Annotated in this window: 18 protein-coding genes; 12 read left to right on the forward strand and 6 right to left on the reverse strand. The window is 66.8% G+C overall.

The window, feature by feature from the left end; all coding sequences use genetic code 11:
- Window positions 1-21 precede the first annotated feature (21 nt).
- Window positions 22-2,151: a Z1 domain-containing protein gene (locus BM066_RS00225; RefSeq protein ID WP_089923313.1), complete on the forward strand. Its 2,130-nt coding sequence runs from the start codon at window positions 22-24 to the stop codon at window positions 2,149-2,151.
- Between the two features lie 41 nt (window positions 2,152-2,192).
- A complete protein-coding gene (locus BM066_RS00230) occupies window positions 2,193-2,888 on the forward strand; it encodes an Eco29kI family restriction endonuclease (RefSeq protein WP_089923315.1) in 696 nt (231 codons plus the stop codon).
- Here BM066_RS00230 and BM066_RS00235 read toward each other — a convergent pair.
- A complete protein-coding gene (locus BM066_RS00235; protein ID WP_089923318.1) occupies window positions 2,885-4,204 on the reverse strand; it encodes a hypothetical protein in 1,320 nt (439 codons plus the stop codon). The genes BM066_RS00230 and BM066_RS00235 overlap by 4 nt on opposite strands.
- A 99-nt stretch (window positions 4,205-4,303) precedes the next feature.
- Window positions 4,304-4,684: a hypothetical protein gene (locus BM066_RS00240; protein WP_089923320.1), complete on the reverse strand. Its 381-nt coding sequence runs from the start codon at window positions 4,682-4,684 to the stop codon at window positions 4,304-4,306.
- 80 nt (window positions 4,685-4,764) lie between these two features.
- On the opposite strand from BM066_RS00240, the gene BM066_RS00245 reads away from it, so the two are divergent.
- The 3 genes from BM066_RS00245 to BM066_RS00255 are packed head-to-tail and all read left to right on the forward strand — an operon-like array spanning window position 4,765 to window position 8,142.
- Window positions 4,765-6,324 carry a recombinase family protein gene (locus BM066_RS00245; protein ID WP_255367426.1) on the forward strand — a complete coding sequence of 520 codons (1,560 nt, stop codon included), beginning with the start codon at window positions 4,765-4,767 and terminating at the stop codon, window positions 6,322-6,324.
- A complete protein-coding gene (locus BM066_RS00250) occupies window positions 6,321-7,196 on the forward strand; it encodes a plasmid partitioning protein RepB C-terminal domain-containing protein (protein WP_089923325.1) in 876 nt (291 codons plus the stop codon). Before BM066_RS00245 ends, BM066_RS00250 begins: the two co-directional genes overlap by 4 nt.
- Window position 7,197: 1 nt before the next feature.
- Window positions 7,198-8,142 (forward strand): plasmid partitioning protein RepB C-terminal domain-containing protein, encoded by a 945-nt coding sequence (locus tag BM066_RS00255; protein ID WP_089923327.1) that lies wholly within the window; start codon window positions 7,198-7,200, stop codon window positions 8,140-8,142.
- 324 nt (window positions 8,143-8,466) lie between these two features.
- On the opposite strand, the gene BM066_RS00260 is transcribed toward BM066_RS00255, so the two are convergent.
- From BM066_RS00260 to BM066_RS00275, 4 genes are all read right to left on the reverse strand, one after another.
- Window positions 8,467-11,487 (reverse strand): TonB-dependent receptor, encoded by a 3,021-nt coding sequence (locus tag BM066_RS00260; RefSeq protein WP_089923331.1) that lies wholly within the window; start codon window positions 11,485-11,487, stop codon window positions 8,467-8,469.
- 224 nt (window positions 11,488-11,711) lie between these two features.
- A complete protein-coding gene (locus BM066_RS00265) occupies window positions 11,712-12,410 on the reverse strand; it encodes a winged helix-turn-helix domain-containing protein (protein ID WP_218150877.1) in 699 nt (232 codons plus the stop codon).
- A 230-nt stretch (window positions 12,411-12,640) separates the two neighbouring features.
- Complete coding sequence (locus BM066_RS00270) at window positions 12,641-13,621, reverse strand: FecR family protein (RefSeq protein WP_089923338.1); 981 nt, start codon at window positions 13,619-13,621, stop codon at window positions 12,641-12,643.
- Window positions 13,618-14,082, reverse strand: a complete 465-nt coding sequence (locus BM066_RS00275) for an RNA polymerase sigma factor (RefSeq protein ID WP_177218333.1) — start codon at window positions 14,080-14,082, stop codon at window positions 13,618-13,620. Before BM066_RS00275 ends, BM066_RS00270 begins: the two co-directional genes overlap by 4 nt.
- 452 nt (window positions 14,083-14,534) lie before the next feature.
- Here BM066_RS00275 and trbB point away from each other — a divergent pair, with 452 nt between their 5' ends.
- From trbB to trbL, 7 genes are read left to right on the forward strand one after another with little or no spacing between them, the layout of a single operon-like run.
- Window positions 14,535-15,443 carry a P-type conjugative transfer ATPase TrbB gene (trbB, locus tag BM066_RS00280; RefSeq protein WP_089923681.1) on the forward strand — a complete coding sequence of 303 codons (909 nt, stop codon included), beginning with the start codon at window positions 14,535-14,537 and terminating at the stop codon, window positions 15,441-15,443.
- Between the two features lie 50 nt (window positions 15,444-15,493).
- Window positions 15,494-15,850 carry a TrbC/VirB2 family type IV secretion system protein gene (locus tag BM066_RS00285; RefSeq protein WP_089923686.1) on the forward strand — a complete coding sequence of 119 codons (357 nt, stop codon included), beginning with the start codon at window positions 15,494-15,496 and terminating at the stop codon, window positions 15,848-15,850.
- On the forward strand, window positions 15,850-16,116 hold the full coding sequence (locus BM066_RS00290; RefSeq protein WP_089923346.1) for a VirB3 family type IV secretion system protein: 267 nt from the start codon (window positions 15,850-15,852) through the stop codon (window positions 16,114-16,116). The genes BM066_RS00285 and BM066_RS00290 overlap by 1 nt, the downstream gene beginning before the upstream one ends.
- 3 nt (window positions 16,117-16,119) lie before the next feature.
- Window positions 16,120-18,567, forward strand: coding sequence for a conjugal transfer protein TrbE (gene trbE / locus BM066_RS00295; protein WP_089923348.1), 2,448 nt, complete (start codon window positions 16,120-16,122; stop codon window positions 18,565-18,567).
- Between the two features lies 1 nt (window position 18,568).
- Window positions 18,569-19,267 carry a P-type conjugative transfer protein TrbJ gene (gene trbJ, locus BM066_RS00300; RefSeq protein WP_089923351.1) on the forward strand — a complete coding sequence of 233 codons (699 nt, stop codon included), beginning with the start codon at window positions 18,569-18,571 and terminating at the stop codon, window positions 19,265-19,267.
- The gene (gene trbK-alt / locus BM066_RS00305) at window positions 19,264-19,497 is read left to right on the forward strand and encodes a putative entry exclusion protein TrbK-alt (protein ID WP_089923354.1); all 234 of its coding nucleotides are present in this window, start codon (window positions 19,264-19,266) and stop codon (window positions 19,495-19,497) included. The genes trbJ and trbK-alt overlap by 4 nt, the downstream gene beginning before the upstream one ends.
- Window positions 19,494-20,783, forward strand: a complete 1,290-nt coding sequence (gene trbL / locus BM066_RS00310) for a P-type conjugative transfer protein TrbL (protein ID WP_089923357.1) — start codon at window positions 19,494-19,496, stop codon at window positions 20,781-20,783. Before trbK-alt ends, trbL begins: the two co-directional genes overlap by 4 nt.
- Window positions 20,784-20,785 lie beyond the last annotated feature (2 nt).

A 20,785-nucleotide genomic window follows, 5' to 3' on the forward strand; every position in this document is an offset into this window, starting at 1 on the left:
CGTGACGAGCTCGAGGGGCGCATGGACTTCTATTCGCGGCTGCGGGAGCAGCAGAATTATGACGAGACACTCCGCGCCTGCATCGAGCGCGTGGTCGACAAGCTTGAAACGGCCAAGGATCCGCTAGAGCCGGGCATGCTCCTGGGCAAGATCCAGTCGGGGAAGACGCGCGCCTTCCTGGGCGTTATCGCCCGCGCCTTCGATCGCGATTTCGACATCGCCATCGTCCTCACCAAGGGCACGCGCACGCTCGCCAAGCAGACGGTCAAGCGCATCGGCCGGGACTTCAAGAGCTTCGTTGACGACGACCAGGTCCTGATCTTCGACATCATGTCCGCGCCCGACGGCCTGGCCAAGACGGAGCTGCGCCGCAAGATCATCATCGTCGCCAAGAAGCAGGCCGACAACCTCAAGCGCATCCTCGAGTTCTTCGACCAGAAGTATCCTCAGCTGAAGGAGCGGCGGGCGCTTCTCATCGACGACGAAGCCGACATGGCCAGCGTGCGGTTCACCAAGGAGAAGGGCAAGGACACCTACGACCAGGGCACGATCGCCAAGCAGATGGACGAACTGCGCGGCGCTTTGCCGGGGATCTCGTTCCTTCAGGTCACCGCCACGCCCTACGCGCTGTACCTTCAGCCCGGAAACTATGAGCAGGCCAAACTGGCGCGCGAGGTCTTCTATCCCAAGCGGCCGGCCTTCACCGAAATCCTGCCCACGCACGACGCCTATGTCGGCGGCGAGGATTATTTCGGCGGATGGGGCGCGGATGATCCGCGCTACTACCTCCATGTCGAGGTCGGGCCTCATGAGCACGACGCGCTGCGGTCGACCGATGGGCGCACCATCCGCGCCGACCGGATCTGGACGAGCGACAACATCAAGGCCCTGCGCCGAGCGATCATGGGCTTCCTAGTCGGCGTGGCCATTCGCGAGCGGCAGCTTCGCGCGGAAGGAGCCCGGCCCCGGAAGTTCTCAATGATCATTCACAACGATACGCAGAAGGCCAGGCACGCCTGGCAGAACGCGACGGTCCAGCTGATCGCCGAGGCCTTCACCCAGGCCGAGGCGAGCGGTGACGCGCGACTGCGCAAGGTCTTCGACGAAGCCTATCGTGACCTTGGCCAGTCGGTGGAGGCCAATGGCGATCCGCTGGCGGCGGCCGAGGATTGCTTCGCCGACGTGCGCGGTCTCATCTCCGACGGCGAGCTGCGCTTTCAGCTGGTCAATTCCGACGCTCAGCTCGAGCCGCTGCTGGACCCGGACAGCGGCGAGCTCCACCTGCGCACCAAGGCCAACATCTTCATCGGCGGGAGCATTCTCGACCGCGGGATCACGGTCCCAAACCTCATCGCCTTCTACTATGGCCGCAATCCCAAGCGCATGCAGGCCGACACGGTCCTACAGCACGCGCGCATGTACGGCGCCCGCCCGCGGGCGGACCTGGCCGTTACGCGGTTCTACACCTCCAGCGAGGTGCATGGCCGTCTCGTCACCATCCACAAACTGGAGAAGACTCTGCGCGACGCCTTTGAGAAGGGCGCGCACGACGCTGGCGTGGTCTTCATCCAGGCCGACGACAAGAAGTCGGTGGTTCCATGCGCGCCTAGCAAGGTGACGCTCAGCGATGTCGTGGCCATCGGTCCGTCGGACGCGCTGCTGCCGCACAGGTTCAACACCATCGCGGCCACGAAGCTGACGAAGGTGACGCAGGCGGCCGACAAGCTTGTGCCCGCCGAGGCGCTCGATAGCCGCGGCTTCGCGGCGATCGGACTGGACGAAGCCATCGCCATCTTGGACGCGCTGGAACCGGCGCTGGATCTTGGTGACGACAACCGCTTCGAGTGGGACGCGATGCGGGGGCTGCTGAAGTACTACGCCCGCGACCACAAGCGTGTGGCGATCCTCGCGGCCACGGGCCGCCGGCTGCACAAGAGCCGATCGGAGGACCACTCGGGTCTGTCGATCCTTGGTAGTCCGGAGCTGCGTGACCTTATCCGCCAGAAGGGGCGAGTGGAGCCAGCGCTGGTCCTACTCAAGCAGGTCGGGGGTCCCGAACTCGGCTGGAAGGCGGGGCCCTTCTGGTGGCCGATCCTCTTCGCGCCGTCCGAAGGCGCCTCTTGCGTCTACGCCACCAAGGTAGCGGCCTGAGCCCTGTTCGGCGGCTTAGGGAATCGTGGTCGGATTTGCCCATGAGCGAGCCCTTCGATCCTCTGGCCGTCGAAAACATCGGCGTGACGCTGGCGGTGGAATTGCTGGAACAGCCCACTGGACGCTTCCCGCTGACCGAACGGTTCACTGGAGCGGGGATCTACGCGCTTTACTATCATGGAGAGTTGCCGGGATACGCCGCGCTGACAGCGCTCGATGCCGGCCGTAAGCTCTATCCGGTCTATATCGGCAGCGCGGTGCGCGAGAAGGCCAAGCAAGGCTTCACGTCCCGTCCCAGCGTGGAGCGCCGTGTCTATGGGCGGCTGCGGTCGCACCAGTCGTCGATCGGCCAGGCCGGCCTCAATCCGGCTGACTTCAGCTACCGCTATCTCATCCTCAACGACGCTTACATCACGCTGGCGGAATCGGTCTTGATCGCGGTCTTTCGTCCGATCTGGAATGGCTTGGGGTTCGGCAGCAATGGCGTGGGCGGCGTCAGGATCGATGGGAAGGCTTCGCTTTGGGATGGGCTCCATGCCGGGCGAGCGGGGCGACCGGCCGCCGACGCGGTCCGGCAGGCCGAGGCCGCGGCGCACGTGGCCGACTGCATCGCGCGCATCGGCACGGACTACGATGATCCGCGCACGCAGGAAATGGCCGACCGGATCATGCAGATCGTCAACGGCCTGGCCTTGCTGAGAAGTCAGGCCCCCCGTGGCCAGGGCGCCCCCGGCTAGTCGCGGAGGAGATCTAGGAACTCGGTCCAATCGTCCATCGAGGCGTCGTTCTTGGCAAGATTGCAGCCCAGGTGGGCGATATGCAGGTTCTCGGTGGCGTAGCTCTTGAGAGCGCTGTCGATGCGGTCGGGCGAAGGGCGCAAGAGACGATTGGCGGAAGAAGGCCTGATGGGGCGGTCGCACAGTCGGCAGACCCCGGCCTGGTCGCGCCACTTGCGTCCTAGATCGGCCAGGACATCCGATAGATTGGGGCCTTGCCGGACGGGATGACTTCCCACGCGCTCACGGCCGCTGTCGAGAATGCGCTGCTCGATGGCCATCGCCATCTGGGACAGGGCTCGGCGCAGGTCGGGATCCTCCGGGTTCATGATCACCGCGTTCGAGACGGCGTCGCTGAGTTGAAGCCTGGTGGCGAGCAGGGGCGCGGAAAGAAGGGCCGCCAAGTCCCTTGGGTCGACGGGAACGCAGCGCCCCAGCGCCGTGAGCGTCCCCAGGGCGGCGTAGGTATGAGGGGCGATCACGCGGGCTTCGGGAAGCGGGGCGATGAATGTGTAGGCTTCGATGACCGGGAAGGACCACTCCCAGCGAAGACCCCATTTCTCGACGGCCTTGGTCCAGGCCTCCTCGGGGACGATTTGGCGGGTCGAGATCGGAGCGTTGGGCTCGAAGGTCACCGCGCATAGCAGCCGCCCCCGATGCTCGGGCCGCTCGGTCGCTTCGGGGTCTTGGGTTCCGATGTAGACGACGAAGTCGCGGCCGCGCCGGAAGTCTCGGCCAAAGTCCGACGCGACCTTTCGGCTGGAGAAGGACAGGGCGGGCCAATCGGTGTCGGCGGGGCCAAATTCGCTTTTGGCGAAGAGCCGCCCGTCGTCTCCGAGAAGATCGGCGAGGGTGACCGGCTCGTCCCCCGGCTCGTCTTCCGGCGCGGCCGCCGGATTAAAGCCGAACCGAAACCTAACGGGCGTCTGGTTCTCGAACGCCAGCACCCTGGCCTGACCCGCGTAGGTGAAGGACGGGTTGTCGCTATTGGTCCGCCAGAAGACGTGGATGACGGCCTCGCCCGAGGCCATGCGCGCCATGCGAGGCTGGCCAAGGTGGGTGCCTGTCTTGGCCTCCCAGGCCAGTTCCTCGCCGACCCAGTGGTTGTTGTAGTCGTGTCCGGTGCGGGCCGGCGCGCCAACCGTGCAGAAGATGTAGAACTCGCCTTCGAACTCGGTGTAGCCCGTGTTCCAATCGCCATCGCGCCGCTCGACCGGGACGCCGGCAAGCTCCTGGACCCGGTCGCGACGATAGGTCTGGCCAGCCTCGAAGATCATGCGCGCTTTTTCCTCTGAGACCGATGAAGGCGCCTCGCAAGCTCTAGCATAGGGCGCGATTTTTACCCGCGCCACGGGCGTGGCTCGCCGCGATCGAGTTTAGAGGCCCTGCAGGTCGTCGATCATCTCGAGCATCTCCTTGAGCTTTTCGCGCGCGCCGGCCAGCTTGCGGGCGGTGATCAGGTCGTGGCGATCGGCCAGGAAAAGCACCGTCTCTAGCACCTCCTCGGAATGCCGCAGCAGAGCCACCAGGTTCTCGCCGCTGGGGCCGTTGTTGCCGGCGAACCAGTTGCGCACGGCCCTTGGATTGGCACGGGTCAGACGCACCACGACCTTCACCGCGGCGGGGCTTTGTCCGAACTCGCGGCGCAGGGCCTGAGCGATCGCTTCGACGAAGTCGAAGCCGAGAGCCCCAGGCGCTTTTGGAAAAGTTTTTCCCGAATCTGACCGAAGTTTTCGGTCCTTCTGCGAACGCGACATTCCCATCATCCCCGACCTAGGGTCGCATCGGAGCCAGTGCGCTCCGGCGTGATGACGTTTGGGCGAGGGGTTTGCGACAGATGGAAAGTGTAACCGGCGAGGAGAAATCCGCCGGCGCGTCAGTGCGGGCGGCTCAGTACGTTCGAATGAGCACCGAGCACCAAAAGTACTCGACTGAGAACCAGGCCGAGATCATCGCGCGCTACGCCGCGCGCAAGGGCTTCGAAATCGTCCAGACCTACGCCGACGAAGGCAAGAGCGGCCTGCGGCTCGACGGGCGCGATGCGCTCAAGCGTCTGATCGCCGATGTCAAGGCCGGCTTGGCCGACTTCGAGGCGATCCTCGTTTATGACGTCAGCCGCTGGGGGCGCTTCCAGGACGCCGACGAGAGCGCCTTCTACGAGTTTCAATGCCGGGAGGCCGGCATCACCGTCCATTACTGCGCCGAGCAGTTCGAGAACGACGGCAGCCTGTCGGCCACCATCATCAAGAGCATGAAGCGGGCGATGGCGGGTGAATATAGCCGCGAGCTCTCGGCCAAGGTTTTCACCGGGCAGTGTCGGCTGATCACGCTGGGCTTTCGTCAAGGCGGGCCGGCCGGGTTTGGCCTTCGCCGTGTGCTTGTCGATGAACATCGCCAGCCCAAGGCCGTGCTCAATCGCGGCGAACAAAAGAGTCTGCAGACCGACCGGGTCGTCTTGGCGCCCGGGCCGGCTGATGAGGTCGAGATCGTCCAGCGGATCTACCGCATGTTCGTGCTGCAGCGGCGCTCGGAGCGGGAGATCGCCATCCTGTTGAACGGCGATGGCGTGGTCACCGATCTTGGCCGTCCCTGGACCCGGGGGGTCGTCCACCAGGTCCTGACCAACGAGAAGTACGTCGGCAACAACGTCTATAATCGGGTGTCCTTCAAGCTGAAGAAGACGCGCGTCGTCAATGAGCCCGACCATTGGGTGCGTGCCGATGGGGCGTTTGAACCGATTGTCGATCCCGACTTCTTCCTGGCCGCCCGCCGCATCGTCGAAGAGCGCAGTCGCCGCTTTACCAATGAGGAGCTGCTTGAGCGTTTGAACGGCCTTTTGGTCGAGCGGGGATGCCTGTCCGGCCTGATCATCGACGAGGTCGAGGATATGCCTTCCAGCTCCACCTACCGTCATCGCTTCGGCAGCTTGATCCGGGCCTACGAGCTGGTCGGCTATGCCAGTCGGCGGGACTACCGTTATCTGGAAACCAATCGCGCTCTGCGGGCCCTGTATCCCAAGATCGTCGACCAGACACTCGACGCCATCCGCGGCCTTGGTGGCGCGGTTCGCGTCGATCCCGCCACCGATCTCATGACCGTCAATGAGGAGTTCACCGCCTCCCTGGCGATCGCGCGTTGCGCGCCAACGCCGGGCGGCGGCCGGTGGAAGATCCGGCTCGACACGAGCTTGCGGCCCGACATCACCATCGCCGCCCGGATGAACCCCGACAACGCCACGGTGCGCGACTGGTACCTGCTGCCTTGGATCGATTTGGGGGAGTCTTCCAAACTGCGGCTGGCCGAGGAAAACGGGGTCTTCCTCGACGCCTATCGGTTCGATGACCTTGAGCCGTTCTTCGACCTGACGCGACGCTTCAGCCTGCGAGCCGCCGCATGACCGAGTCCGCTCAGGGCATCCGCCGCGTGCCGATCGCGGCGATTACCGTCCTCAATCCTCGCTCGCGCAATCGCCGGATCTTCCAGGAACTGGTGACGAGCATCGCCAATCTGGGGCTCAAAAAGCCGATCACGGTCAGTGAGCGAGACGATGGCGGCTATGACCTGATTTGCGGGCAGGGGCGGCTTGAAGCCTTTGTCGCGCTGGGGGAGACCGAGATCCCAGCCGTGATCATGGCCGCGAGCGTTGAGGACTGTTTCGTCATGAGCCTGGTTGAGAACCTGGCGCGACGACAGCATACCCCGCTTGAACTCGTGCGTGAGATCGGGGCCCTGAAGGAGCGCGGCTATTCGGTCTCGGAGATCGCCCGCAAAACCGACTTCAGCCCCGAATATATTTGGGCGATCGTCTTCCTCCTCGAAAATGGGGAAGAGCGTCTGATCAGCGCCGTCGAGCGCGGCCTCATCCCCCACACCATCGCCATGGAGATCGCCAAGGCCGGCGAGGCCGACGTACAGAACGCCTTGGCCGAGGCCTACGAGAACAAGGCTTTGCCCGGCAACCAGTTGATGGCCATCCGACGGATCATCGAGCAGCGCAAGATCAGCGGGAAGGCCGGCCATAGTGGCTCGCGGGGACCTGGTCGAACACGCGTGACGGCTGACGCCCTGGTGCGGGCCTATCGCAAAGAGACCGATCGCCAAAAGCTGCTGATCAGAAAGGCCGCGCTCGCCCAGAGCCGTCTGCTTTTCGTGGTCAATGGGCTTCGCCGGCTGATGGATGACGATCACTTCGTCACCCTGCTGCGCGCCGAAGCCATGCATACCTTGCCTAAGCCGCTGGCCGAGCGTCTCGGCGTGAGCGCCAGCTGAGATGTTGACCGTACGCGCCGCGTTCGAGCAGGATCTGATCACGGTTCGGCTCGATGAAATCCTGCCGATGCGCAAGCTGCCGGACAAGGTGCTCGCCTCGGTCAAGTTCCGCCGCATCGCCCAATCGGTGGCAGAGGTCGGTGTGATCGAGCCGCTCGTCGTGGTGCGCTCGCCCGGCGCTGGCCCATACATGCTGCTCGACGGTCATGTGCGCCTGGCCATTCTCAAAGACCTTGGCGAACGTCAAACCCGCTGTCTGATCTCCGACGACGACGAGGCCTTCACCTACAACAAACGTGTCAATCGCCTGGCGACGATCCAGGAGCACTACATGATCGTGCGCGCCCTTGAGCGCGGGGTCTCCGAAGACAAGCTGGCGCGGGCGCTCAATGTTGACGTCAAAGGCATCCGCCGCCGGCGCAGCCTGCTTGAGGGCGTAACCCCCGAGGTTGTCGATCTCCTGAAGGATCGGGCCATGAACCCCGTGACCTTCGATGTGCTGCGCAAGCTAAAGCCCATGCGTCAGATCGAAGTCGCCGAGTTGATGGTCTCGGCCGGCAACTTCACCTCCGCTTACGCCAAGGCGCTCTTGGCGGCCACGAGGCAGGCCGACCTTGTGCAGGCCCACAAGCCCAAGAAGGTCGGCGGCATGACCGCCGAGCAAATGGCGCGTATGGAGCGGGAGATGGAATCCCTCACGCAGGACTTCAAAGCGCTAGAGAGCTCCTATGGCGATGATGTCCTGCATCTGGTCATCGCCTCGGGCTATCTCTCCCGCCTCGTGGGTAATCCTGAAATTGAGCGTTACCTGCGCGGTCGCCATCCCGAGATCCTCGACGAGTTTCGGGCCATCGTTGCCGCCACGTCGCTCGATCGTGCGGTGACATTGGGCGGGGCGAGCGAGAACCCGCTCGACCCCCCGCCGGATCGTCCCCTGGCGTCCTAGTGGGGGATCTTGATCGGTAGGTCTTGGCCAGGCGTATTGGTAAGAACAACGTCGGCCCATCCAATTTGCGTGAGGAGCCGAGCGGTCGGACGGCGGGGGGGCAGGCATGTTCAATCCTAAACAGGCTGGCCCATCGGCGCTATGGCCGCGCTGCTCGGCGCCACGTCGAGGCCCAGGCCCAACTGCTCAGCCTTCAGCGTGATCGCCTGACCGTTTCTCCGAACGGTACTGACCTAGATCCACGCGCGCCGCCGTCGTGGTGCGAGCCTCCGAAGTCTGGACCGCCCTTGACGGGTTTGACGGCGTTGCCGTGGGCGCTGGGCCCTAGAATTGGCGTCGCAGCACCAGCTCGAACCGCCGGCCGCGGGGGTCGCCATAGGCGCTGTACCCGATGCCCTGGTCGGTCACGTTGCTGACGCTGTAGGTCGTGGTCAGCGGGATGACGACCGGCGGCGGCCGCTGGCCCATCAGGTTGCGGACACCCAGCCGGATCACGGTCTGAGACCCCTTCGACCCGAAGGACCGCGCGATGTAGCCATCGACATAGGTTTGCGATGGGATCGTGTCCGCGCCTTGCACCGTCCGCGCCACCGCGCTTTGCAGCGTCGAAAACAGGTCGTTGCCGGCGTACCGTGTGCGGTAGTCGGAGTAGAACTGCAGGTTTATGCCAGCCGTCCAGGCCTTGCCGGTCCAGTCCAGGCCCGCGTCCAGGCGAAAAGCAAGCGGACCATCCAGGACCCCCACGGTTTGGTATGGCGCGTTGAGCACGCTGCCGCGGCGGACGCCTGAGAGGCGCCAGGTCGCTCGGGCATAGGGTGAGAACTGGCCCATCGCGGTGTCGCGCTGGTAGTCAAGATCCAGATCGATGGTGTCCGCGCGGGAAAAGCCGACATTGCGAAGCGATCCGTCGAAGAACTCGACAGCTCCTACGGTATAGCCTTTGGCGATATCGGCCGCGGTCAAGGGCGCGCGCCGCATGATCCCAGGATAGACGTCCTCGAGAACAAAAAGCTCTTCGTAGCCTCCGTTCAAGGGGGAGGCGATCTCATCGTGCTTCTCCGTCCGTGAGAAGTCGATCGACACGCGAAGGCCGTCGAGACGATCGGGAGTGACCACGAGCCCAGCTGAATAGGTTCTGGCCCGCTCGGACCGCAACGTGGCCGAGCCGCCCATCAAGACGCGGAACGGGCCGAGAAAATCGCCAGGCCGCTTGGGGTCGGAGACGCTTGATCCAAAGCGATCGACATAACTGACGACCTGAAGTTGGCTTGGGGACGGTGGCAGGTAGCCCGTCGAATAGCTGGCCCGCAGCGCCAAGCCATCGATCGGTTGCGCCTTGGCGCCCACCGTCACCGTGCCGGTGCTCCGCCGCCAGCGCACTTGCGTGTCCTCAAAAAACACTTTGGCGCCGAAGTCGTTGAGCGGCGTGGTGATATTGAAACGATCCACGCGCCCGGCGAGCTGGAGTTCAAGGCCGCGCGCCAGGCTAAAGGGGGCGTCCAGACGGGTGATCGGCGCCCGAAGCTCGGCATAGCCTGACCTGACCCATTGCGTCTGTTCGGCCACTTCGGCGTCTGGTTCCCCGCTCGATGGCATATGCTCACGCCGCGTCTCGATGAGGAGGCTCAGCGTCGCGGTGCCCGCGCCGGTCTCGAAGAAGGGGCCCGCCAGGCGCGCGCTCAGATCCGTCATACGGTTGTTCAAGACCGATGTCGTGGCGCTCGTTGGATACTGGGCCAGCGCGGCCTTAAGTCCATCGATCCCGGCGAAGAGGTCGACGCCGGTCTCCGCCAAGAAGGTGTCGGTATCGACAAGGTCGAAGGCGCTGGTTTTGACCCGGGCGCGCGCTGCTGTCAGATCAAGATTGGCGCTCCAACCGGCGGGCAGCCTCGCGATCGCGCCCAGGGTTACGCGATCCGAGGCGATGTCGGTGCTTGAAACCCCGGCCGACCCTGAGGTTGGCAAGTTGACGTAGATCCCCTGAGGATAAGGATTTCCGTTGGCGCCGACATCCACGAACACCCTGCGCTGCTGCTGGAGCCAGGGGCCAGCCGCCGCGCCGCGATTGGCCAGATGCAACGCGTCGAGGAAGACTTCGAAACGCGGGGTGAAGCTATGCCGGACGCTGGCGAGCGCGGACGACGTTCGCGTGCGCGTCAGCAGGCTTTGCAGGGTTCCCAAGCCGTCTTGCGACAGGCGGCGATCGAACCGCTCCTCGTCGGAAACGATATAGCTCGGCAAAGGCGGGCCGGCGCCATCAATTTGCGACGGGACGACGATGTTGAGTTTGACCGAGACGGGCCCGGTTTCACCAAAAGCCTGGCGAATGAAGTCGCGATCGCCCACGCGTAGACCTGCGTCCTCGGCGTAGCTCACCGTCAGGACCGCGCGGGTGGCGCCAGACCGGCTCGTTCCGCCCCAACGTCCCTCGAGCCCCCATCGCCGGCTGTCGCCCTGGTCGCTGACGCGGGAGGTCGACACCAGCTCCAGGCCCGCCGACGGCCGCTTGAGAACCACGTTGACGACGCCGCCCACAGCGCCCGAGCCGTAGATGCCGCTGGCGCTGGAGGTCAGGACCTCGATGCGCTCGACGTCTCCGGGAGCGATCGCGTTGAGATCGGGCTGCAGGAGATCGCCGGCCGCCGGAAGGCTCGGCATCCTGCGTCCGTCGACCAGGACCAGGGTCTGGTTGACGCCGAAGCCCCCGAGATTGATCGCCGAGCGCGCCGAACCGCGATTGAGAACAGGCGCTTGGCTAAGCGCGATCGCGCTGGCGTTGCCGGTGGCGCGCGATCGCATGAAGTCTTCGATCGAGGCGACCTGGGCATTGGCGATGTCCCGGTCCGTCGCAACGCGATAGGGTTGGATGTCATCGCGGCTACGGGGAATATCCGCATTCAGGCTCTTGCGGCCAACGACGAGGAGCTCGGGCAAGGTCGTGGGCGTGTCCGCGTCGAGGCGCGGCGGCGAGACCACCGCGTCGACCGCGGGCGGCGCCACGATCGCATATCCGCCGTTGGCGAGGCGACGATAGGTGAGATGCGTGCCGCCTAGGAGCTGATCCAGCCCCGTCGTGGCCGTATAGCGACCTTCGAGACCGGCGCTGTGGCGACCCGACACCAATCTTGGATCATAGGCCAGCGTAATGCCGGCCTGTCGCGAGAAGCGGGCCAAGGTGTCGTCCAGCGTGCCGGCCGGTATGCTGAAGACCGCCGTCGCCTCCGCACCTAGCGCGGCGTTCGCCGTCAGGGCGGCGAGGGCGAGCCCGACCAGGCTCGACGTGGCGCGGGTCAACCTGTGATCTGACGCGATACGGCGATCGCCGAGTCTGAAGAACTTGAGCATGCGGTCGCGGTGGTCGTTGTCTTGGTGCGCGATAGCAGCGGACCGACGTCCAAGGCCCCGTGAAAGAGCCAAGGCTCTGGCGGACTTCAGCTCACCCCCAATCCGAGCATTGGATCATATTCGGAATGGAATGTGACTCGTATTCTTCGGCCCTATCGCCGTTCGGCAAGGACATGCCGAAATCGCGGACAGACTCCAGCAACGACAACGCTGAGGGCGCCGGTTCACGACCAGGGCTCGGTTCCGGCCGCCAGGAGGTGTGCGGCGACCGGCGGCTCGAGAATGCTTCCAAGACACAGCGCCACATCGCCAGCCACATCCTTAGCGCTGTCCAAGACCAGCAGCATCTTGCGCGAAGTCGGATTAGGCAAAGTCGAAGGGGACAGCGGATAGACTTCGGCAGCCAACAGCGCCGCGGCGACCGCCTCCGGCGTTCGGCCAACGCCTTCCACCGATTTGAGATCGACGAACACGACGCGACCAGTCTGGCCGTCCTCAACCGTTCTCGCCACGGCGATGGCAAGCGACGCCGCGCTATGCCCCAGGTCATCGATCACGAACATCAGGCGCGAGACCGTCACGGCCTGGAGCCTGGCCTGCGCTTCATCGAGCCCAACCGCGCTTGCGGGCGACACGGATTGGGCGCCAGTCTTGGCAAGGTTTGCGCGTGGACCGGGCGCATCGCCGTCCCGCACCGTAGCGACGAACCTGTAGCCGCGGCCGGTCACCGTCCCGATGTAGTCCGGTTGCTTGGCGGGGTCGCCAAGCGCCTTGCGCAAAGTGGCGATATTCACCTTGAGATTGGCTTCGCCGACGAAGGTGTCAGGCCAGACGCGGGCGATCAGTTCCCGCTTCGAAATCAGTTCGCCGGGGCGCTCGACAAGGACTGTCAGAAGCTCCAGCGCCCGGGCGCCGATCGCCAAGGGGACGCCATCTCGACAAAGCGACTGTCTATCGGGCCTCAGAAGATAGGGGCCAAAAGCAAAGGCGCGCGGTGAGCTTCGACCAGGAGAACGGTCGCTGACAGGATCGGCCCCCTCCGCGGCATGAGGGCGAACAAGATCGAGAACTTCGGCGGATTGTACGGACATGGAACCTCTCCGCCCGCTGAGACGTCGGTCCCTCGCAAACCCGTACGTTGAGCGCGAAGTTTTTAGCGGGCGGGGCGCAGGATGATGCCGGTCTTATCCTGATCGACCTCAAGCGGGTGGATCGCGGCGATGGCGTCGGCGAACCCGCGCGCGTCGTCGATCGGGAAGCGCCCGCTGATCGGCAAGGCCCCGATCCGCGAACCCATCAGCCGGATCGGAGGTCCGCCGTACCGGTTGATTTCGGCCACGGCCTCGTCCAATCGCGTCTGGCGAAATTCCAGATAGCCGTAACGCCAGGCCATGGCCCGATCCGGATCCACCGGCTTCACGGACCCCGCCGCGCCAGTCGGCGCCTGGTATTGCTCGCCGGGGCGCAAAGTCACTGTGCGGGCGCCTTCGCCGATCGACACCGCGCCATCTTGCAAGGTGACGGTCACCAGGCCCGCCGGATCCCGTCGAACGGAAAAGCGCGTGCCGATGTCGGTCACCGTCTTGTCGGACGCTCTGACGAGGAAGGGGCGCGCCTTCACGGCGGCGACGTCGAAATAGACTTGCCCGTCCAGCACCGTCACGCGTCGCGCTGTTTCGTCGAAGCGGATTTCGATCACCGTATTGCGATCCAAGGTCGCCAGCGTGCCGTCCGGCAGCCGTCGATCGGTGCGCTGCGTGTGCGCCGCCAACATCTGGACGACGGGCGAGGCCTGTTGCGGCGCGCGGCTGGGCGACAGGTGGCGCCAACCCATAACCCCGCCAAGAACAGCGGCGGCCACAAGCGATGCGGCGATCAATCCCCGCCAAGCCGCCTGGGCAGGCTCTGGCTTGGCCGCCAGCGCCTGGGCCCGCATCACCTCGAAGAGGTCGCCACCCACTTGGTCGAAACGCGCCCAATCGGTGAGCGCCTGCTCCCACGCCCGGGCATGGGCGGGCGAAGCGGCCAGCCAGTCGGCGAGGGCCTTCTCATCGGACGTCGACAGGCCAGCGTCGCGACGCACGAGCCAGTCGGCGGCCTCATCCCGTAGTTGGGAGGGGTCGATGACGTTCATCGCAAGGCCTCCATGCGGGACAGAAGATGGCGCGTCGCGCGCTGCATGTGCTTTTCCACGGCGCTGACCGACAAGCCCAGACGCCGTCCAATGAGCGCGATGGGCAGTCCTTCCACACGGCGCAGAATGAAGATTGTCCGGCTGCGCTCTGGCAGCTCCAGGAGAATCCGGCTCGTCAACTCCAGAGCCTGCTGGCTGATCAGCAACTCTTCGGCTCCAGGTGTTGAGGGCGCGTGGCGTTCGGCGTCGAACTCCTCGTGCTGGTCCGAATGACGCACATTGCGGCTGCGCATCCGGTCCTTGAGCACGCTCGAGGCCGTTTCAAACACGTACGCCTGGAAATGATCCAACTCGTTCGTGCCGCCACGTTTGATGATCCGGAGGAAGACGTCTTGAACCAAGTCGTCGACCTCGTTGGATGGCGCTCGCCGCGCGAACCAGCGCGTGAGGAGCGGGCGCAAGACGGCCGTCTTAGCCCCCAACCCATCGCCCGACCGCCTGTCGTCTCGCATCACACCCCTCAGCGGGCGCAATTGTAACGGGCCGTGGTTTGGCTCGCCAGTCCGCGATGAGCCGTCACGAGCCATGACCGCGACTGTCCCGTGTCATGATTTTCGGGCGTGCGCCCGTCGGGGGCGTTCTGGGCGCGAACCTTTACCGCTTTTTACCGCAACCCGATGCTGGCGGCGCCCTGGGAGACCTGGGGCAAAGCCTCAACGGACCTCCGAAGGGTTGATGACGGCGGGTGTCGCGCGCCGGGCGATGTCCCGGACATTCTCTTCGGCGCCCGAAGGGTCTCTTCCAGGACAGGCTGTTGAAAGCCGTCCGAACGCGGTCTTCTTACTCGTCCCCGAAGCCAACGGGGACCGACATGGACCAGCCCGACACCCTCGACCTCTCCCGAAGCGAGCGCATGCTCCGCTCGGCGCTTGGGCCCTTGCTGCTGGCGCGCCTGGCCGACCCGGCCGTGGCCGAGCTGATGGTCAATCCCGACGGCCGGGTCTGGCTGGACCGCCTCGATACGGGGCTGGTCGACGCCGAACTGCGCGTTGCGCCCGCCGACGCCGAGCGCGTTCTGCGCCTTGTCGCCCATCACGTCGGCGTCGAAGTCCACGCCGCGAATCCACGGGTCTCGGCCGAGCTGCCGGGGACGGGCGAGCGGTTCGAGGGGCAAATGCCGCCGGTCGTCACCGCCCCGACCTTCACGATCCGAAAGCCGGCGCGTCAGGCCTTCACCCTCGACGACTATGTCCGGGCCGGCGTGATGAGCGTCGAGCAGGCGCTGGTGCTGTGGGAGGCCGTGCGCGAGCGACGCAACATCCTGGTGGCGGGACCCACTTCCAGCGGCAAGACCACCCTGGTCAACGCGCTGTTGGACAAGGTGGCCGAAACCGCCGACCGGGTCATCCTCTGCGAGGACCTGCGCGAGCTGCAATGCGCCGCGCCGAACCTGGTGGCGCTGCGCACGATCGAAGGCGTCGTGAGCCTCACCGACCTCGTCCGCTCCACCCTGCGCCTGCGTCCTGACCGGATCATCATCGGCGAGGTGAGGGGCGCCGAGGCCCTCGATCTCGTCAAGGCCTGGGGTACGGGGCATCCCGGCGGGATCGGCACCCTGAACGCCGGCTCGGCGCTCGGGGCCCTGCTACGCCTGGAGCAGCTGATCCAGGAAGCGGTGGTGACCGTGCCGCGCGGCCTGATCGCCGAGACCATCGATCTGATCGCGGTCCTCGCCGGCCGGGGCCGACAGCGACGCCTGATTGAACTTTCGCGCCTGGAAGGCGTGGCGCCCGACGGCGCCTACCAGCTCAGCCCCGCCTGAGATCTCGCCCCTAAGCCCCTGAAATCTCGAAAGGAGATGGTCTCGTGTTCATGAGCCTTGCCCTGTCGCGCGCCTGTGGTGCGCGCCATCCGCTGCCGCGCGTCCGACCCTGGCTGCTGAGCGGCCTGTCTTGCGCCCTGACCCTGCTATCGGCGCAAGCCTACGCCGCGGGCTCCTCCATGCCTTGGGAGGAGCCGCTCCAGAAGATCCTGGAGTCGATCGAAGGCCCCGTCGCCAAGATCATCGCCGTCGTCATCATCATCATGACGGGCCTGGCCCTGGCGTTCGGCGACAGCACCGGCGGCACGCGCCGGCTGATCCAGATCGTGTTCGGCCTGTCGATCGCCTTCGCCGCGTCGAGCTTCTTCCTGTCGTTCTTCTCGTTCGGCGGCGGGGCGGTCATCTGATGGCCGGTGATCGCGCGACGAGCTTCGCCGCCCCGGTGCACCGGGCGCTGACCGAACCGGTCCTGCTGGCCGGCGCGCCGCGCGCGATCGCCTTGGTCAACGGCACCCTGGCCGCGGCCCTCGGCGTTGGCCTGCGGCTCTGGGTCATGGGCCTGGTGGTCTGGCTGGCCGGACACGCCCTGGCGGTCTGGGCCGCACGACACGATCCGCTGTTCTTCGAGGTCGGCCGTCGCCATGTGCGACTGCCAGCCCGCCTGGAGGTCTGAGCCATGCTCGATCTTCGGGACTATGGCCGATCCGGCGCCCGGCTTTGCGACTATCTGCCGTGGGCGGCGCTCGTCGCCCCGGGTGTCGTGCTGAACAAGGATGGGGCCTTCCAGCGCACCGCCAGTTTCCGCGGGCCCGACCTCGACGCGGCCGGGGACGGGGAGGTGGCCGCCGTCGCCGCGCGGGTCAACAGCGCCCTGCGTCGGTTCGGCTCCGGCTGGGCGCTCTTCGTCGAGGCCCGCCGCGATCCGGCCATGGCCTATCCCGACAGCGTCTTTCCCGATCCCGTCTCGGCGCTGGTCGATCACGAGCGTCGCGCCGCCTTCCTCGAGGAGGGGGCGCATTTCGAAAGCCGCTACTACCTGACCCTGGTCTACCAGGCGCCGGCGGACCAGACCGGATGGCTCGCCGGTCTCTTCGTCGAGGGGCGAACCCAGGCGAGCACCGACTGGCGGGCCGAGCTGACCGGCTTCATCGACCGCACCAACCGGCTGCTGGCGCTGATCGGGGCGATCACGCCGCACGCGGCGTGGCTCGACGATGCGCAGACCCTGGCCTTCCTGCATGGGGCGGTCACGTCCCGCCGCCAGGCCGTCCGCGTCCCTGAGTTTCCGATCGCGCTGGACGGGCTCGTCGCCACCGAACCGCTCGACGGCGGCCTCGAACCGCGCCTGGGGGCGGCGCACCTGCGGGTGATGACCCTCGTGGGGTTTCCGTCGGCGACCACGCCGGGGATCCTCGACGAGCTCAATCGTCTGGCCTTCGCCTATCGCTGGACGACCCGGGCGATCTTTCTCGACAAGGCCCAGGCCCAGGGCCTCCTGGCCAAGATCCGGCGTCAGTGGTTCGCCAAGCGCAAGTCGGTCGCCGCCCTCCTGCAGGAGGCCCTGACCCAGCAGCCGGCGGCGCTCGTCGACAATGACGCGGCCAACAAGGCGACCGAAGCGGACCTGGCCCTCCAGGACCTCGGCGGGGACGCGGTCGCCTATGCCTTCGTCACCACCAGCCTGGTGGTCTGGGACGAGGACCCCGCGCGGGCCAACACCAAGCTGGCCCTGGCCGAGAAGGTCATCACCGGACGCGACTTCACGGTGGTGCGCGAGCGGGTTGGGGCGGTGGAGGCCTGGCTCGGCTCCTTGCCCGGCCAGGTCTACGCGAACGTTCGCCAGCCGCCGCTGTCGACCCTGAACCTGGCGCACATGGCGCCGCTGTCGGCGGTGTGGGCAGGGCCCGAGCGCAACGCTCATCTGGCCGGTCCGCCGCTGCTCATGGCGCGCACCGAGGGCTCCACGCCCTTTCGGCTTTCGCTGCATGTCGGCGATGTCGGTCACACCCTGATCGTCGGGCCCACCGGCGCCGGCAAGAGCACGCTTCTGGCCCTGATGGCCCTGCAGTTTCGGCGCTACGCCGGCGCCCGCGTCTTCGCGTTCGATTTCGGCGCCTCGATCCGCGCGGCCGCGCTCGGCATGGGCGGCGCCTTCCATGACCTGGGCGGGGCGCTGCGCGACGCCGAGCGGCCCGCCGTCGATCTCCAGCCCTTGGCGCTCATCGACGCCGAGAGCGAACGCGTCTGGGCGGCTGGCTGGATCGAGGCGATCCTCGTCCGCGAAGGCGTGTCGGCGACGCCAGCCGTGCGCGAGCATGTCTGGGCGGCGTTGCAAAGCCTGGCCAGCGCGCCGGCGCGCGAGCGGACGCTGTCGGGGTTTTGCGCCCTTCTGGCCAGCCGAGAGCTCAAGCACGCCCTGGCGCCATACTGCCTTGGCGGCGCGTTCGGCCGCTTGCTCGACGCCGAGCAGGAAACCCTCGGCGAGGCGCCCATCGAGGCGTTCGAGACCGAAGGTCTCCTGGGCACGGCCGCCGCGCCCGCGGTGCTGGCCTATCTCTTCCACCGGATCGAGCGACGGCTCGACGGAAAGCCGACCCTGATCCTCGTCGACGAGGCCTGGCTCGCCTTGGCCGACGCGGCCTTCGGCGCTCAGCTGCAGACCTGGCTGGGGACAGTTCGCAAGAAGAACGGGTCGGTCGTCCTAACCACCCTGTCGCTCGTTCAGATCGAACAGAGCCCGATCGCCCATGCGGTCATCGAGCTGTGCCTGACCCGAATCTTCCTGCCCAACGCCTGGGCCCTGGATCCGATCGGTTCGGCCGCCTACCGCCGGTTTGGCCTGGGCGATCGCCAGATCGAGCTGATCGGCCGCGCCACCCCAAAGCGTGACTACTACGTCCAGTCGCGAGATGGCGAGCGCCTCTTCGAGCTGGGTCTGGGGCCCGTGGGCCTGGCCTTCACCGCCGCCGCCTCGAAGGCCGATCAGGCCCTGATGGCTCAGCTCCTGGCGGCGCGTCCGCCCGAGGGCTTCGCTGCGGCCTGGCTGCGCGCCCGCGGTCTCGACTGGGCCGCCGACCTTCTTCCGTCCCTCACGCCGCCGTCCTTCATCGAAGAGGAGCGCTGACATGCGCCTACGCCGCCGCCGTTTCCTGGCCGCCGCCATGCTGAGCCTGGCCCTGCCGGCCGCGCCAGCCCTGGCCCAATTCACGGTCTTCGATCCGACCAACTACGCCTCGAACGTGCTGCAGGCCGCCCGCGCGCTCGAGCAGATCAACAACCAGATCACCGGCCTGCAAAACCAGGCGCAGATGCTGATCGGCCAGGCCAAGAACCTGGCCAGTCTGCCGTACTCGTCCCTGGCCGCCCTGCAGGGACAGATCGCCCGCACCCGCGCGCTCCTGGGGCAGGCTCAGCGCCTGGCTTACGACGTCGGCGCCATCCAGGCGGCCTTCACCCAAGCCTACGGCGCAGCGGGCGTGTCGGCGACCAACGCCGATCTCGTGGCCCGGGCCGACGCGCGCTGGGCCAATTCGGTGGCCGGGTTCGAGGACGCCCTAAAGGTTCAGGCCGGCGTGATCGGGGGGCTGGACGACACCACCGGCCAGATGTCGAGCCTGGTGACCGCCAGCCAAGGGGCGAGCGGGGCTTTGCAGGCCGCCCAAGCCGGCAACCAGCTCCTGGCCCTTCAGGCCCAGCAACTGACGGGCCTGACCGCCCTGGTCGCCGCCCAAGGCCGCGCCCAGGCCCTGGAGGCCGCCGATCGCGCCGCCGCGCGCGCCGACGCCAAGGCCCGCTTCGCGCGCTTCATGGGACGCCAGCCGTGAGGGCCGCCATCGTCTGGGGCCTGGTGCTCTGGATCATCATCGCCGCGGGCGTGGTCACCGCCCGTCATGCGCCGCCACGCGCCGTGGCCGCGAGCGCCGCCTCCGATCGCGATCCGACCCTGACACGGTGCCAGACCGCCGCCGTCCAGGACGGCGGAGGGGGCGATCCGGGCTGCCGAGCGGCCTGGCGCGCCGCGCGCGAGCACTTCTTCGGAAAGCCGGGCCGATGAACGACATCGGCGTCATCGACACCTTTTTCGACACCTTCAACCGCATGATCGACGGGGGCTTTGGACTGCTGGGCGGCGACGTCGCCTCGCTCTCCAACCGCCTGGTGGCCATCGACGTGACCCTGGCGGCCCTGATGTGGACCCTGGCGGCGGGCGAGGACGTCCTGGCCCGCCTCATCCGGAAGGTCCTCTATGTCGGCTTTTTCGCGTTCCTGATCGGCAACTTTCAGGCGCTCGCGACGATCGTGTTCAAGAGCTTCACCGCGCTTGGCCTGACGGCGACGGGTGCGGGGCTGCCGGCCGATGAGATGTTGCGGCCGGGGAAGTTGGCGGCGCTGGGCGTCAGCACGGGCAAACCGCTTCTGGAGGCCGCGGCCGACCTCTCCGGCTGGCCGGGGGTCTTCGAGAACCTCGTGCAGATCCTCGTCCTGCTGGTCGCCTTCCTGCTGATCCTCATCGCCTTCTTCGTGATGGCGGTTCAGGTCTTCGTCGTCCTGATCGAATTCAAGCTGGCCACCCTGATCGGTTTCGTCCTCGTGCCCTTCGGGCTTTTCGGACGCACCGCGTTCCTGGCCGAAAAGGTCCTGGGCGAAGTCCTGGCTATGGGCGTCAAGGTCATGGCCCTGGCCGTCGTGGTCGGCATTGGCTCGACGCTCTTCGACCAGTTCTCGGCCACCTGGGTCGATGGCCAACCGACGCTGGAACAGGTCCTGGCCCTGGTGCTGGCCAGCCTGGTGCTCGTGGGCCTGTCGATCTTCTGCCCCTCGCTGGCCGCCGGGCTGATCTCCGGGGCGCCGCAACTGGGCGCCGGCGCGGCCGTCGGCACGGGTCTGGCGGTCGGCGGCGCCGCCATGGCCGGCGCGGCCGGCGCCCAGATGGCCGCCGGCCAGGGGGCGGCCCTATCGCGCGGCGTCGCCGCTGGTTTCGGCGGCGCAGCCGGCGGCGGGGGCAAACCGCCGCGCGGCGGCATGAACAAGCTCGACGACGGCGACGGTCCGACCGGTAGTCCCAAGAGCCCGGGCGGCCCCGACACGCCGGGTCCGCGTGGTCCCTCGTCCCCCAATCCCGGGCCCTCCGGCGCCGGCCCCTCGGCGCCGCCGAGCGGCTCGGGCGGCGGCGCCAACGAGACCGGTCAGGGGCCTTCGCCAGCCGCGACCGCGCCGGATTGGGCGCGGGACCTCCAACGCCGCCAGGCTCTTGCCCATGGGGCCGGCCTGGCGGCTCACAGCCTCGCGAGCGGCGATGCGGCCGCCAGCGGCGGCGCCCCTTCCTTGTCGGAGACCTGATC

Source organism: Caulobacter sp. UNC279MFTsu5.1, assembly GCF_900114015.1.
Classification (GTDB): domain Bacteria; phylum Pseudomonadota; class Alphaproteobacteria; order Caulobacterales; family Caulobacteraceae; genus Caulobacter.

What these genes read in the sequence shown, in the direction of transcription:
- trbB (WP_089923681.1), top strand. Translation starts at nt 14,535, where the DNA reads ATGCTCCGCTCGGCGCTTGGGCCCTTGCTGCTGGCGCGCCTGGCCGAC.
- BM066_RS00285 (WP_089923686.1), top strand. Translation starts at nt 15,494, where the DNA reads ATGAGCCTTGCCCTGTCGCGCGCCTGTGGTGCGCGCCATCCGCTGCCG.
- trbJ (WP_089923351.1), top strand. Translation starts at nt 18,569, where the DNA reads ATGCGCCTACGCCGCCGCCGTTTCCTGGCCGCCGCCATGCTGAGCCTG.
- trbE (WP_089923348.1), top strand. Translation starts at nt 16,120, where the DNA reads ATGCTCGATCTTCGGGACTATGGCCGATCCGGCGCCCGGCTTTGCGAC.
- BM066_RS00260 (WP_089923331.1), bottom strand. Translation starts at nt 11,487, where the DNA reads ATGCTCAAGTTCTTCAGACTCGGCGATCGCCGTATCGCGTCAGATCAC.
- trbL (WP_089923357.1), top strand. Translation starts at nt 19,494, where the DNA reads ATGAACGACATCGGCGTCATCGACACCTTTTTCGACACCTTCAACCGC.
- BM066_RS00235 (WP_089923318.1), bottom strand. Translation starts at nt 4,204, where the DNA reads ATGATCTTCGAGGCTGGCCAGACCTATCGTCGCGACCGGGTCCAGGAG.
- BM066_RS00230 (WP_089923315.1), top strand. Translation starts at nt 2,193, where the DNA reads ATGAGCGAGCCCTTCGATCCTCTGGCCGTCGAAAACATCGGCGTGACG.
- BM066_RS00250 (WP_089923325.1), top strand. Translation starts at nt 6,321, where the DNA reads ATGACCGAGTCCGCTCAGGGCATCCGCCGCGTGCCGATCGCGGCGATT.
- BM066_RS00290 (WP_089923346.1), top strand. Translation starts at nt 15,850, where the DNA reads ATGGCCGGTGATCGCGCGACGAGCTTCGCCGCCCCGGTGCACCGGGCG.
- BM066_RS00270 (WP_089923338.1), bottom strand. Translation starts at nt 13,621, where the DNA reads ATGAACGTCATCGACCCCTCCCAACTACGGGATGAGGCCGCCGACTGG.
- BM066_RS00240 (WP_089923320.1), bottom strand. Translation starts at nt 4,684, where the DNA reads ATGTCGCGTTCGCAGAAGGACCGAAAACTTCGGTCAGATTCGGGAAAA.
- BM066_RS00245 (WP_255367426.1), top strand. Translation starts at nt 4,765, where the DNA reads ATGGAAAGTGTAACCGGCGAGGAGAAATCCGCCGGCGCGTCAGTGCGG.
- BM066_RS00255 (WP_089923327.1), top strand. Translation starts at nt 7,198, where the DNA reads ATGTTGACCGTACGCGCCGCGTTCGAGCAGGATCTGATCACGGTTCGG.
- BM066_RS00225 (WP_089923313.1), top strand. Translation starts at nt 22, where the DNA reads ATGGACTTCTATTCGCGGCTGCGGGAGCAGCAGAATTATGACGAGACA.